10 protein-coding genes are annotated in these 13579 nt (G+C 42.2%); 9 read left to right on the top strand and 1 reads right to left on the bottom strand.

Annotated features, from left to right (window positions below; translation table 11 throughout):
* Positions 1–164: 164 nt before the first annotated feature.
* The 9 genes from FAZ19_RS03740 to FAZ19_RS03780 all read left to right on the top strand — a co-directional run bounded on the left by FAZ19_RS03740 (position 165) and on the right by FAZ19_RS03780 (position 12077).
* On the top strand, positions 165–1019 hold the full coding sequence (locus FAZ19_RS03740) for a GLPGLI family protein (RefSeq protein ID WP_136819241.1): 855 nt from the start codon (positions 165–167) through the stop codon (positions 1017–1019).
* A gap of 4 nt (positions 1020–1023) precedes the next feature.
* On the top strand, positions 1024–3747 hold the full coding sequence (locus tag FAZ19_RS03745) for a peptidase associated/transthyretin-like domain-containing protein (RefSeq protein ID WP_136819242.1): 2724 nt from the start codon (positions 1024–1026) through the stop codon (positions 3745–3747).
* Positions 3748–3929: 182 nt separating this feature from the next.
* Positions 3930–4268, top strand: a complete 339-nt coding sequence (locus FAZ19_RS03750; RefSeq protein ID WP_136819243.1) for a LytR/AlgR family response regulator transcription factor — start codon at positions 3930–3932, stop codon at positions 4266–4268.
* 489 nt (positions 4269–4757) lie between these two features.
* A complete protein-coding gene (locus FAZ19_RS03755) occupies positions 4758–7001 on the top strand; it encodes a hypothetical protein (protein WP_136819244.1) in 2244 nt (747 codons plus the stop codon).
* 3 nt (positions 7002–7004) lie between these two features.
* Positions 7005–8774 carry an O-antigen ligase family protein gene (locus tag FAZ19_RS03760; protein ID WP_136819245.1) on the top strand — a complete coding sequence of 590 codons (1770 nt, stop codon included), beginning with the start codon at positions 7005–7007 and terminating at the stop codon, positions 8772–8774.
* A gap of 3 nt (positions 8775–8777) precedes the next feature.
* Positions 8778–10322 (top strand): hypothetical protein, encoded by a 1545-nt coding sequence (locus FAZ19_RS03765; RefSeq protein ID WP_136819246.1) that lies wholly within the window; start codon positions 8778–8780, stop codon positions 10320–10322.
* Between the two features lie 22 nt (positions 10323–10344).
* Positions 10345–10923 carry a hypothetical protein gene (locus FAZ19_RS03770; RefSeq protein ID WP_136819247.1) on the top strand — a complete coding sequence of 193 codons (579 nt, stop codon included), beginning with the start codon at positions 10345–10347 and terminating at the stop codon, positions 10921–10923.
* Between the two features lie 16 nt (positions 10924–10939).
* Entirely contained in the window at positions 10940–11500 is a 561-nt protein-coding gene (locus tag FAZ19_RS03775) for a hypothetical protein (protein ID WP_136819248.1), read from the top strand.
* Positions 11501–11504: 4 nt separating this feature from the next.
* Complete coding sequence (locus tag FAZ19_RS03780) at positions 11505–12077, top strand: hypothetical protein (protein WP_136819249.1); 573 nt, start codon at positions 11505–11507, stop codon at positions 12075–12077.
* A 117-nt stretch (positions 12078–12194) separates the two neighbouring features.
* On the opposite strand, the gene FAZ19_RS03785 is transcribed toward FAZ19_RS03780, so the two are convergent.
* Positions 12195–13412: a hypothetical protein gene (locus FAZ19_RS03785; RefSeq protein ID WP_136819250.1), complete on the bottom strand. Its 1218-nt coding sequence runs from the start codon at positions 13410–13412 to the stop codon at positions 12195–12197.
* Positions 13413–13579 lie beyond the last annotated feature (167 nt).

Genomic DNA, 13579 nt, shown 5'->3' on the forward strand with positions numbered 1-13579 from the left:
TGTATTTCTCAATAAGTAGCGGAAATACGGAAAAACTTACAGCGGTTTATTAAATATGTCACTCACTCACCGTCAATTTTGGCATATCAAATTTGCCACATATATCTACGATTTTTTCGTAATCAATATATTTTTTATATCTTTATAAGATCAAAATAAACATTATGAGATACTTACTTCTAGTTTTATCCTTTTTTGTGGAATTTACTGTCTATGCTCAAGAAAAAGCCATAGCAAAAGTCCATTATATCTTTGAACATGTCAACGATACAGCACAACGTGAACAGCCTTTAGTGTTTGAGACCATAACTTATTTAGGAAACATAGGAAGTTTTTTTACCGAAGGATCCACTTTAAACGCTCAGGAGGTCATGCGTAAACAGTTTTTGTCTGCTAATTTTGACGGAAATATAGTAATCGAAAAAAGAGCTGATCCCCTGAGAAACTATTATATTATAATTCCTTCAAAAGCCGAAATTTTTGAAGTACATAATATTGCCGGCGAGAACTTTGTTACCAAGACTGATTACGATGTGCCATCATGGACTATAGAAGACGATACATCGACAATCGGAGGTTATTTATGCCAAAAGGCAGTTACGAAATTTAAGGGAAGGAACTATACCGCTTGGTTTACAGCCGAACTTCCCTTTTCCTTTGGTCCTTGGAAACTTCATGGATTACCAGGTCTAATTTTGGCTGCAAAGGATGATAAAGAAGAAGTAACTTTTAAATACGGAGGTTTTGAGAAGGTCGATAGTGAAGATGCTAAACTGATCGCCGCTCCTGAAAATACGATTTCGGCTAAACCGGAAGAGATAATAAGACTAAAAACAGCCTATGAAGAGAATCCCTCCGCATATTTCAAATCTAGAGAATCCGTCCGGAGGTCCGGTACTTCATCTGGCGCCAATACTTCGAAGGATTTGGACGCAAGAAAGATCAAAAGCATAAGTATAAAAAATGCTGAAAACTATCGACCATCAAAAAATACAAATAATCCGATAGAGTTACCTTAACGGAATGTCACGTACTATACAGTATCATCGACAACAAACAACCCGATTGAAGTTAAGCCTTACTCTGCGGATAGATCTATTTTTGATTGTACTATTTCAATGTTTGGAAACATCTGCACAACAACATCGTATTGAAGGCCACTTACTAGACAAGCATTCGAAGGAGGTAATACGGGGTGTTAGTGTTAATCTCAAATCTTCAGAAGGAAAAATTATCGCGTTTAAGATCACTGATGATAAGGGATATTTCCAACTGTCGACCTCAAGGTCTATTGAAAATACGCTATTGGAAGTAAACCATATAAGTTATAGCAGATTCAGCATACCCTTGCCATCAAATTTAAAAAATATTAGGATTGAACTAGAGCAAAGCGTTACCCAGATAGAAGAAGTCTCGGTAAAAAGCCGCCCGAAAATCAGACAGCAAGGGGATACACTAGCCTATAATGTTGAAGGATTTGCGAAGGAAGAAGACCGTTCCGTCGGGGATGTATTGAAGCGGATGCCAGGTATCGAAGTGACCGATGATGGGCAGATAAAATACCAGGGAAAAGCTATTTCCAACTTTTATATCGATGGAGATGACCTATTGGATGATAAATACACAATCGGAAGTCGGACGATACCCCACAATATGGTTCGTGATGTGCAAGTGATGAACAATCATGAGCACCTTAAAGTATTAAAGGGAAAGCGTTTTACGGACAACGTCGCACTCAACTTGGTGATTAAAGACGATGCTAAGCTCAAATTAACCGGACAGGCCAAGCTGGGTGGCGGATTGCCAAGCCTGTATGACGGAGAAGTGAATAGCCTTTTGTTCAACAAAAAATACAAATCGCTCAATGCGCTTTTTAGTAATAACATAGGCAATGATCTGGCAGGAGATTTTAGAGGATTCAACAGCGAAACAATCCTTTCCAAGATGGGAACGAGCAGCATTAACAATTTACTTTCTTTAGGAGTAGTTGGCGGCCCTCCGTTAAGCAAAGTTTATTATTACAGGAATAAATCAACGGCTGTCCATCTAAATAATATGGTAAGCACGAAGAATGCCTGGCAAATCAAATCCAATGTACAGGTGCTTTATGATGCAAATAATAATAAATTCAATGGCTTTAGCGAATATCTTACCGAAGAGGAAACCATTTCATTTGACGAAACACAATCTAGTCATTTTAATGAATGGTTAGTTGCCATTCGATTAAATGCCGAGAAAAATGTAGCTAAAAAATTTATTAAAAATGTGCTTTCACTAGAGTATGAAAAGGAAAATGGATATTCCGACTTATGGAGCAATACTAACTACGTATTCAACGAACGAAAACACGCTGTAAAGGGTATTGCTAATACCTTTGAATATATTCCGACTCTTGCTAATGGTGATATTTTGCAGATTAACTGGTTTGGTAGTTATGCAAATAAACCACAACATCTGATATCATCTACCGATGCGTTTACACATATTTTTAATGGATTGTCTTTTGACCACATCATGCAGCAGGTTGAAGTGCCCAATTTCTTCACAAGGGCCTCTATTGAATACCGTCTTCCTAAAGGGCAGGTTATGCAATCGTATACAATGGGAACAAGTCTGGAGCAGCAGCAGTTAATATCTGATATCTTGCTTATAGATCAAAATATCTCTTCAGTACCCGAGCGTGACTCCACCGTGAATGATATGAATTGGCTTCGCACATCATTCTTTATACAAGCAAATTATGAGTGGAGGAAAAAGCAATTTTCCTCCGCTTTATCGTTACCAATTTCCGTACAGAGAACAGCTTATGAAGATCATAATTACCATGTGGATGAGAAGCGTGCTGATCTGATTTTTAACCCGTCGTTTCAAGCTCGCTATGCAATAGGGCATAGCGATGAAGTTTCATTTTCTTATCAACGGAGCAATGGTTTTGGTAACATAGAAAACGTTTACAGAGGCTTGATTTTAAAAAACTATAGAACCCTATCCAATAATTCTTCTGGAATCAATGAGAGCCGTGGCAATAATTTTTCACTATCATATAAATTGGGCAATGTCCTCAAGATGACTTTTTTTAACTTTAATTTGGGCTATAATCAATCTATATCCAGTACGATAGTTTCTAATTTTATCTCCAACGAAACCACCCAGACCCAGTTGATAGCAAAAGAGAATAAAATGAACATCTATAATGCGTCGATTGGATATGACAAATTTCTATTTGCTTGGGCCTGCGCGCTGAAAATAAAGGCAGGCTGGTCGCGAACAGACTATAATCAGCTTTTCAACCAAGAAATACTTCCTTTTGTCAATACATCATACGTGTTGAGTCCTTCTATGGAGCTAAAGATTTTTAAAACGCTAAATGCATCTTATACGAGCAGACTGAACTGGACAAATACCACGCAGCAAGGTGGAATAGGGGATTTGGATAGAAATACGATCTTTATTTCTCAAGAAGTCGGGTTACCGGCCAATTTGTTTAAGTCCGTTCATGTAAATGTTAAAGCGCGTCATCTATTTAGTCATCAGCCCGGTTTTCAGAATATGAGCTATGTGTTTTTTGATACTTTTGCTCGGTATAGATCTAAAAAGTGGCGTACGGACTTTGAGCTTAATTTGACAAATCTGGCTAATATCAGAACTTTTGAGACCTACGCTATCTCCGCCAATAACCAAAGCCATAATGTATATGAGTTACGCGGTCGAATGGCAGTGCTTAAAGTTGTATTTGGCATCAGATAAGGATCTACTTTTTATATTTCGATAAACAGGATAGCGCAGGTTGCGACTTGAAATTATTCTACCGATATTGAATTTAATCTATCTTTACGTTGATAGCTGCTACCAATGAAAAATAACTAATCTGCTATTGTATTCCGTAAGATCGTAATCTACATGATGTAATTAAATAAGACCAAAAATCTATGAAAAAGCTAATGATTAAAACCAAGGGGAAGACATACTATATTGATGTAAATCGTATTCTATACTGTCAGGCTAGTTCGTCGTATGCCTGTATATATCTGGTCGATGGTGAAGTTATCACGGCCAGCTTCAATCTAAGCAATTTACAAAATAAACTACAAGATTGGATCTTTATGCACAGGGTAAGTCGATCGCACGTTGTTAATTTGCGCTACGTGTCCTGCATACATCATAGTGAAAAAATCGTGGAATTGAATAATGGGAAAAAGATACCTTTCACTAGCACGTTAAAAGAATTGGAAGCTACTCTACTTGGATTTGCGCAGAGCATAGTGTAATTTAAGTACATGTAGCTTTTACTTGTGTCAAGAAAATTGAGATAACATGAATATCAATATAATTTAAGCCTACGGAATACCCCGTATACTATTACGCCAATAGTGAATTTTTTCGTGCATCAAACTCAATAATATTGAAGCTGTAAACATGAATAATGCAATCATTAAAATTCTAGCAATGGATTGTCTATTTGATTAATATCCAATATTTTGCTTTAATTGTCATGGACGTTCGTGAAAAATGAGACCATCAAAAAATGATATTTCTAGCCATACACAAAAGATGGGTAAATGCATGTTGATTTAGCCTTGTTAAAGGGTTATCTTCGATATAGTTAGCTGTTTATAAACTGGAATGTTAAGGTTAAGATTAAATAAAGAATTTGTCCCGTTTACAACTTTCTCTAATACTTAGCTATTTATAAAATGACAAAGAATGTGCATAACCACGAAATCCGATAGTCTAAGTAAAGCCGGTTTATTTTAACTATGGAAAACATTAACGAAATAGCAGATCGACCGAATAAAGACGGACGAAAGTGGACGAAATATTTGTTTTTATTTTGTTTGCTCCTGTCAGTTTCTGCAGTCGTAATCTTCGGGTGCTTTACACTCTCCAAAGAGACAAAATCTGCCTTGGTAGAAGCTGGGAATAACAGAAAGGAGCTGGAGAAGGTTTTAGACCACTACCGCTATAAAAATTTCTATAAATTCAAAGCTGCTTCTTTTTTGATTGCCAATATGCCGTATCATAAGAGTAAGCAGAAAGTATCCCTGCCGGACGATTACCACCTTTTCTTTGATAGACTGGATTCGGCTTACCACGATATGTTTCGAGGTCTGTCGGGCGATTCCATCCGCACACTCATGCCGAGGGAATATAACCCTTTTCGCCGGCAACTGGGAGAGGACTTCCAACAGTTGGACACACCTCTGCACGAGCAAAACAGCGTTGGCGACGTACACCTCATCAAAGCCGATTTTCTGATCAGTCATATCGATCAGGCATTTGAGGCGTGGAGAGGAGATCCCCTACTTGCCAAGATGGCTTACGACGATTTTAAAGAATTTGTACTGCCTTACCGAACAACCGACGAGGAACTTATCTTGCGTCGTGCCGACCTGCGGAAGCAGTGGATGCCCATTCTGGAAAAAGAAGGTTTTGACAATATCCGGAAGCCCGTCAACCGGTATAAGGCCTTTATCGGCAAGTCTCGCTGGCTTAACGAATACACCAAACCTAAAACCCATGCTGCACTATATGATCTTATCCTGCCCAAGTTCAGGATGAACTGTCACAGCCTGACCAATTGGAGCATCAATATACTAAGGGCTTGCGGTGTTCCTGCGGTGTATGAATATACACCACAATGGAAGGATCGGCCTAGCCGTCACTTTTGGGCAGTATCTCCCGACTCAAGCGGTATATGGCAACCTTACACGACACCGGATAATAATCTGCGTGAAAACTGGGAGAGTGATTTGCAGAAGGCTAGCAAAGTTTACCGTAGGACGTATGGTGTCAATAGGGAAACTCCTTATTTTCAAGCCGGCTCATCAGAGTACATTCCCGAGGAACTGGCCTCTCCACTGTTGCGAGACCAGACCTTTCGTTATCACCAAACGATCACCCTACGCATTCCTCTAGCGGCCGATGTCCCGAACAAGTTGGCTTATCTCTGCCTGTTTCAGGGGGATAAATTGAATGCCGTTGCCTGGGGGAAGATTGATCACCGTAAAAAGGAAGCCGTATTTGAGCAGGTACCGCTTCATACGGTCTTTGTACCGCTGTATTACACCGAGGATGGGAAGGAGCAACCCTTTGGTACGCCTTTTTTGATCGAATCCGATCAAGGGGATGCTTTAGCATTGTTTCCTGAGCCTCTGACTGAAAATAAGCCCAGTAAAGCATTTGATTTTCGTATGCAGAACGGGCGGCTGGAACAGAACGCCTTTTTCCAGGAAAAGACTCTTTCTCTGCGTTACGTGGAGCTTTATCCCAATGGACAACGGCATGATGATATGGTACTCATACGCAAATACCCGGAGAAAGCACACCTGAAAATCCTGCAGCAGCGGCTTAAGGGGGGCTATTTCATTGGTTTTGAAGGAAAGAAGAAAGATACACTGGCTGTACTGCAGGAGGGAGCGGTGCCTTATTGGCAGGAGGTACCCCTGAACAATAAGGAGGCTTACCGCTATTATCGGTTTTACGCCGGGCCAGGAAAGAGCTACAAGATGAATTTGGCCGAAATGGAATTTCTTGGACAGCCGAGCGAGCGACATGCGCATGCTGCACCTTCGCCGCTACCAATCTTCTCACCCAAAGATACTGGCAAGGTTGATGACCGGGGGCTCGTACGTATCCAGGGTACACCTGGGGCATTGAGTCCCGGTGCGGAAAACCTGTATGACGGGGATATCAACACCGTGATGAACGATTTTCGCACCAGTATCGACTTCGGTAGCCCGGTGGCGATCACGCATGTCCGGTTTATACCCCGTAGTGCCCACAATGGTATCATACCAAGGGATGTCTATCGGCTGTATTACCATGATGGAAGAAGCTGGAAGGTACATCAGACGGATACCGCACGATATAATTTTGTTCACTTCCGGCAGGTGCCGGCCGGCACCGTTTACTGGTTGCGCAACCTGAGCCAAGGCAAAGAAGAGCTTCCTTTTTTCTATACAAATGATAAACAAGATTTTATCCATATCGAGAATCAATAAGACATGAATACATCGACTACATACAGCTCCCGAGATCGAATTTCTTTGTTATCCGCATGGCCGTTGGCCGCCAGTGTAGCCGTCCCGTTGCCGTATACGTTTTTGAGTACCGCACTGATCTTGCCATACCTGCTGCTTATAACGTCGACCCTGTTGTTAGTATGGATGATGGTACGAACGTTGGTCAATCACGATACCGTTACTGACTACTTTTTCCACAGTGGGATACTTGCCGTGGTGATGGCCTACGTCCTGTACCTGTGCGTAACACCCTGGCTCCATGAAGGGGTAATGACCGGCTTTCCGACTAACAAGTATATCGTACTTGCCTTGGCCTACCTGATGGTCTACCTGCTTGCCGTACTTCTATTCCGGGCGGATATCAGGGTTTTCCGAATCTTCAGCCTTTGGATGACCGTGCTCGCGATGGTGCTTGCCGTGCAGTTTTATTACATAGCTTTCTTCACCGACAAGGAATATGATGGTCGTGGACTGCTATTCGGTAGACATCTGTTGGCTATGTTTCTGGTACTGACAGCCTATTTCTTACTGCACGGTGCTGCATTTGGGCGATGGGTAAGATGGGTATTGGTAGGCTTGCTGGTCGTTACCGTGCTGTTCTGTGCCTCACGTACGGTAGTGTTGGCCTTACTTGTTTCGGCGAGTACGGTGGTTGTTCTTTACCGACGGGAATGGCTTCGTATGCGCTATCTGATTCCGGCAATTAGTTTGTTGGTCGCTATCGGCATTGCGTTTTATTTTTTGCACCCGGACTCTATGGATGGCAGGTTGTTGCTATGGAAGATCGGTCTAAGTGCGCTAGATGCCGGAAATATATGGTTGGGACGCGGTGCTGGCTTTATGGAATATCATCTGGCCGATCTTCAGGGGGCAGCACTTCGAGATGCGGTACTTTCCGATCGCATGTTGGCCGGTGACGTACGTGCCGTGCTAAACGAATACATTCGCTTTCTGGTGGAAAACGGCGTGGTGGGGTGTCTATTGACGGTGACTTTGGTCGGATGGACCTTACGGGTGTTTTTACGCCACCGCCACTATATGTTGATTGGTGCCCTGCTGTTCCTGCTACTCTGTGCGATAAGCTCCTATCCGTTGTTGTCTATCCCCATTCATCTACTGGCAGTGATCCTCGTGGCTTATGCCACGGTGTTGATCAGCAAGCATAAAGAGGGTACTCCTGTTAGAAGGCACGGACGTTTTTTGTGGTACGGAGGAGGGGGGCTTATCATCGTGTCGGTACTGGCAGTAGGCTTTATCGCATGCCGGTATGCCTCGACACTCTATCAGTGGCATACGAAAGGCAGGGCTATTTTAGTACATTATAATGAACCTCTTTTTTACAAAACATATACTGATTTTGAGCGGATACTAGGAGAAGAGCCTGCTTTTGTAAGCGATTATGCCAATAAGCTGCTGTCCGTGGGTGATACCGAAGTTGCCATCCCTTTATTGGAAAGAGCCGTGTCCATACAGCCCACGGCCGATCGATATATGCAGCTCGGACAGGGTTATGAACAGATAGGCTCCGTACCCGGGGCTGCGGAAGCCTACGAAAAAGCCGTGCATATCCTACCAAAGAGCTTTCTTCCCAAATACCTGCTATTTGACCTGTATCGACAGCATAAAGACCAGCTATTTGCGCGGCGATGGGCAGAGGAGATCAGCCAGCATCCCGTCAAGGTGCCTTCGGAACAGGTGCAGGGGATAAGGCAAGAAGCAGAAAATTACTTAAAAACCATTAATACGAATTAAATCATGATGAGAAAAATCAATTTATGGCACTACATGTGCGTACTGTTGCTACTAGTGGCTGCTGTGCAGGGCTGCCGCAAAGACAGCTTCTATGGGCTTGACGATGGTGGAAAACCAGATGATCCGCTCCTGTATGCGGCTAAAGTATGGCACCAACAGAATCTGGAGTTTGCACAGAAAAAGAAAGCTAAGTCGAGCGATCTGGATATTACCAAACTGCATTTCCAGTGGGATAAGCACGGCATTTCCAAAAATCAGCAGGGAAAGCCTGTGTTGACCGTACCTATACGCTATGCCGGCCAGGGGAACGATACCTACGTGGAGCTGGGCTTTATTGTGGATGCGGGGGGAAATGCCAATGGTATGATCAAGGAGTACTTCGGTGATCCCTTTGTAAGCAATACACCCCTGAACCTGTATAGCGGCACCGGAAATCGCTTCCTGAGCGGGACATTTATCCGCAGCAGGAAGTCAATGGCGGTCGATATCAGGCGATCTCAGGGACTAAAAGCCGGATTGCAAAAACTTGCCTCGACCGGGGGTGGGGGCGGTGATACAACCATAAACGGTGGTACCATTGAAGAGGTATTGGTCACTGCTCAGCAGAACAATTGGGGAGGTGGCGGGGGAACATATCTCGGGATCATTAGCGGCGGAGTTTTTCATGAGGGAGGGATTAGCGACAATGAGCCTCCACCAAATAGTAACACAATAGAAGCTGTGACGGTGATGGGTTATACGACTAGTGGAAATGGATCCGACGCATGGTACCAGGGAACATACAGCCCGGGCGATTTTTCTTCTATACCTGTTACTCCTGGGGTAGCTTATGTCGTGGTCGCTGCAGATCCTAATAAAAAATTAACCACAGTTCCTTCCGGAGATTCTTGTTTTGGGCGCTATGCTGTCAACGAAAGACTTAACATACCACTAATGCGGTTAACGAATACGCACGCATTGAATAATACGAAAAATGTGTTAGTGGGTGGCAAGAATGTAGAGTATGGATATGAAACGTTGGCGAAAGACCTTGTAACATTTGAAATAGACAATAATCCATTAAAGAGCGGAACTGTATCCAATGTGAACTTCAGTACACGGTGGAGCGCAGCTACAGGATATACCATCGGATATACACACACGCACCCCAATAACAGTGCCCCTTCGCCGAGTGATCTCTTTATCGGGACACAATGGTATAACACGGTTCCAGTAGGCGAACGCAGCATCTTTGCAGGGTATTATACCTCAACTATCATCACGGATGATTATCTTTACGTGGTCACCGTAAAGGATGAAACGAAATGGGCAGCTATTGATCTGTCGGATCCTACAGCCCGGACACAAGCAAATACAGAATATCAACAACACGCTCAAGAATTTTTTCGTGATACACAACGTAAAAGTAGAGTGGAGGCCGCGGAATACGCCTTGTTGACCATGTATGGGGATGCAGTTAATATTTATCGATCGCCGAATAATGGTACGCTGAATTTTTCGGCTTTACGGAAACAGTTGGGTATGGCGATGCCTAGTCCTTGTAATTAAATTTACCACATAAAAAAAGAAAATGAAAAGTTTGAAAATCTTAATGATATTAATCGCATGCACATGGTTTGCCGTAGCAACAAAGGCTCAGACCTATATCCAGGGGGTCGCGGTACGTCCTTTTTCGGAGATAGCGAATACCAATACCCACATCTCTACAGCCAATCGCATGGCCTATTCAGCAGCTAAAGATTTGGTCAATAGTTTTTATGCCCATACTACACGAATTAAAGGTCTGGATAAAATGGCTGGGGAATATTTTCTGGTGGATGGTATGGTCGTCGAATTAACCTGCCGTAATCGGACTGCCGATAATGATTTCCGTCCATTTACCCAGTCTCAAATAGAGTTCAGGGAGATGTTTACGAATATGATTGGCGAAACAAACACCTTGGAAGCGGATTACTATGATGAGCTTAAAACAGTTAACGGCAATGAAATTTTGAAGTACTATTATACATCTGTAAATTACAAGACCTTTCTCATACAGGATTTGTTAGGTAAATACGTTGTTTTGGGTACGATCTATTGTGCCATGCAGGATATTGCGAAAGCAGAGGCTTTTATTGATACATTGGTGGGTAGCATAGTCTTTAAATAAAGATATGGGCAGATGCATGCTTCTATTTTTTCTGTTTGTAGGTTTGGGCGAGGTGTCGCTTGCCCAAACCTATATCCAGGGGGTCGCGGTACGCCCTTTTTCGGAGATAGCGCATACCAATACCCATATCTCTACAACCAATCGTATGGCCTATTCCGCAGCTAAAGATTTGGTCAATAGTTTTTACACCTATACTACACGAATTAAAGGGTTGGATAAAATGGCCGGAGAATATTTTTTGGTGGATGATATGGTGGTTCAGCTTGTTTGTCGAAATCGTACCAACGATTATGACTTCCGTCCATTTACCCAAACTCAAATAGAGCTCAGGGAGATGTTTACGAATATGATTGGGGAAACTAATACTCTTGAAGCGGACTACTATGATGAACTTAAGACTGTAAATGGCAGTGAAGTGTTAATAAAATATTATAAATCTGCCAATTTTAAAAGCTTTTTTATGCAAGATCTTTTAAGTAAATATGTTGTTTTGGGCAATATCTATTGTTCCATGCAGGATATTGCGAAAGCAGAGACTTTTATTGATACGTTGGTGGGTAGTATAGTCTTTAAATAAAGATATGGGTAAATACATGCTTCTATTTTTTCTGTTTTTAGGTCTGGGTGAGGTATCGCTTGCCCAGACCTATATCCAGGGGACCGCGGTACGCCCTTTCTCGGAGATAGCGCATACCAATACCCATATCTCGACGGCCAATCGCATGGCCTATTCCGCAGCTAAAGATTTGGTCAATAGTTTTTACACCTATACTACACGAATTAAAGGGCTGGATAAAATGGCTGGTGAATATTTTTTGGTAGATGGCATGGTCATCGAATTAACCTGCCGTAATAGGACCTCTGGTAATGATTTCCGTCCATTTACCCAGTCTCAAATAGAGTTCAGGGAGATGTTTACCAATATGATTGGCGAAACGAACACCTTGGAAGCAGATTACTATGATGAGCTTAAAACGGTTAATGGCAGCGAAGTCTTAATTAATTACTATAAATCCAATAATGCTAAGTCGTTTATTATGCAGGATTTGTTAGGTAAATACGTTGTTTTGGGTAGGATCTATTGCGCCATGCGGGATATTGCGAAAGCAGAGGCTTTTATTGATACGTTAGTGGGAAGTATTGTCTTTAAATAGTAGAATGAGCAAGTACATGCTGGAATTGCAACCTAAAAGTAGAGACTACTGACAAGAGGTTATAAAGGCTGGGCTACAAGCCTGTGTCAACTGTGGATGGATATTTGAGTGGCATTTTTATTTAGCACTGCGACGTGTAATTGCTTTTATGCACTCCTCACGGATCTTCCATAATTCATCAAGAGAATAGGAAACTCCATTTTTATCGATCCATGTCGTTAGATAGTCTTTATGGTAAGATACCTTAGAATCCGTAGCTTGGTCTGCTTGTATTTCGACTTCAGCCCGTAGTTCAAGCTCAAATTTGGTTTCATTGATACCGATGCCGGTATAGTCAAGTATATAGTTGTAAGCGCGAATATAACTGTGAGCTTCTGGAATATATTTTAGATTGTATTTTTTTAGCACGTCTTTAATAGCTGGCGTGTTTTTGGCGGTCATGTAAAATATGCCCAACATCAATTGCAGCTCTGGATGCCCGTTTTCATCGGCCAGTCTTTTCAGCAGTACATGTTTGGTGCTACAGGTGCCGCAGTTGTCTTCGAATAAACATAATGGGTTGTTTTTATCGCTGTTTCGCCGATAGTTTAACGCGCTGACCCAATCAGCCGCCTCGCCAAAAGAATTTATACCCAACGCGTCAAATGAGTTGGAAACCTCGCCTTTGGCCTGGTCGATAGTGAAGTCGATAGGCTCAAAGAATAATCGTCTTGAAAAAAGATTCGTTCGGCTATTGTCGAGAATAGGTTCCCCGGATTTCTTATTGACAAAATAGCGGATGTTCTGGATGAGATACCGTGGATGGAAGTTTGGCCCAAATTGATCCATCGCCCTAAATGTGTCAAAAATTTCCAAAGCTGTGCGCGTATGATTGAAATATCCCTGCTCAAGTAGTTCTCTAAAGGCAGTTTGTACTTCTGGAGAGGTACTAAGAAATAGAGGTGTTTCAAGCTCATCTTCCTTTTCTTCCGTGAAGATTTCCAGGTACTTGTTCGGTAGATTGTGATCACTTTCTATTGTTATAACCCGTTTTATTCGCTTCCGGTCGATCTTGATTTCTTCGACATTCAGTTTATATAGGTCGAGAGGAGTAACGGGCGGATTGTAGTCTTCCAGTAAAAGAATCTTCCCGATCTGTGCGCTATCTTCCGGATCAATCAGTGTTGGCTTAAAAGGGTTTTCGGTATCCCGTATAAAAAAGTTATGCTTGCCAAGCAGGAAAGAACACTCAAATGCCGATATTCCTTTTTCTTTCCTGATTTTATAATATAGGGCAATCTTGTCAAACGAGAATGCAGGAAAAGTAACAAGATGTTTTGATTTTTTGTTGGCCATAGCATCAACGCTGTCGCTTCAAACCTAGATAAATTTATTTGTATCTGCAAATCCAACCAATTGTTAGCGTTTGCAGGTTACTCCAACAATTAATAGCGGGAAATTAGACTGTAACACTAATGTACATACACTAACGAAATTTGTGTTCATTTGAGTTCCGCCAAGCG

The sequence above is a fragment of the Sphingobacterium alkalisoli genome, assembly GCF_005049105.1.
Taxonomy (GTDB): Bacteria; Bacteroidota; Bacteroidia; order Sphingobacteriales; family Sphingobacteriaceae; genus Sphingobacterium; species Sphingobacterium alkalisoli.

What these genes read in the sequence shown, in the direction of transcription:
- FAZ19_RS03740 (WP_136819241.1), top strand. Translation starts at nt 165, where the DNA reads ATGAGATACTTACTTCTAGTTTTATCCTTTTTTGTGGAATTTACTGTC.
- FAZ19_RS03745 (WP_136819242.1), top strand. Translation starts at nt 1,024, where the DNA reads ATGTCACGTACTATACAGTATCATCGACAACAAACAACCCGATTGAAG.
- FAZ19_RS03750 (WP_136819243.1), top strand. Translation starts at nt 3,930, where the DNA reads ATGAAAAAGCTAATGATTAAAACCAAGGGGAAGACATACTATATTGAT.
- FAZ19_RS03755 (WP_136819244.1), top strand. Translation starts at nt 4,758, where the DNA reads ATGGAAAACATTAACGAAATAGCAGATCGACCGAATAAAGACGGACGA.
- FAZ19_RS03760 (WP_136819245.1), top strand. Translation starts at nt 7,005, where the DNA reads ATGAATACATCGACTACATACAGCTCCCGAGATCGAATTTCTTTGTTA.
- FAZ19_RS03765 (WP_136819246.1), top strand. Translation starts at nt 8,778, where the DNA reads ATGATGAGAAAAATCAATTTATGGCACTACATGTGCGTACTGTTGCTA.
- FAZ19_RS03770 (WP_136819247.1), top strand. Translation starts at nt 10,345, where the DNA reads ATGAAAAGTTTGAAAATCTTAATGATATTAATCGCATGCACATGGTTT.
- FAZ19_RS03775 (WP_136819248.1), top strand. Translation starts at nt 10,940, where the DNA reads ATGCTTCTATTTTTTCTGTTTGTAGGTTTGGGCGAGGTGTCGCTTGCC.
- FAZ19_RS03780 (WP_136819249.1), top strand. Translation starts at nt 11,505, where the DNA reads ATGGGTAAATACATGCTTCTATTTTTTCTGTTTTTAGGTCTGGGTGAG.
- FAZ19_RS03785 (WP_136819250.1), bottom strand. Translation starts at nt 13,412, where the DNA reads ATGGCCAACAAAAAATCAAAACATCTTGTTACTTTTCCTGCATTCTCG.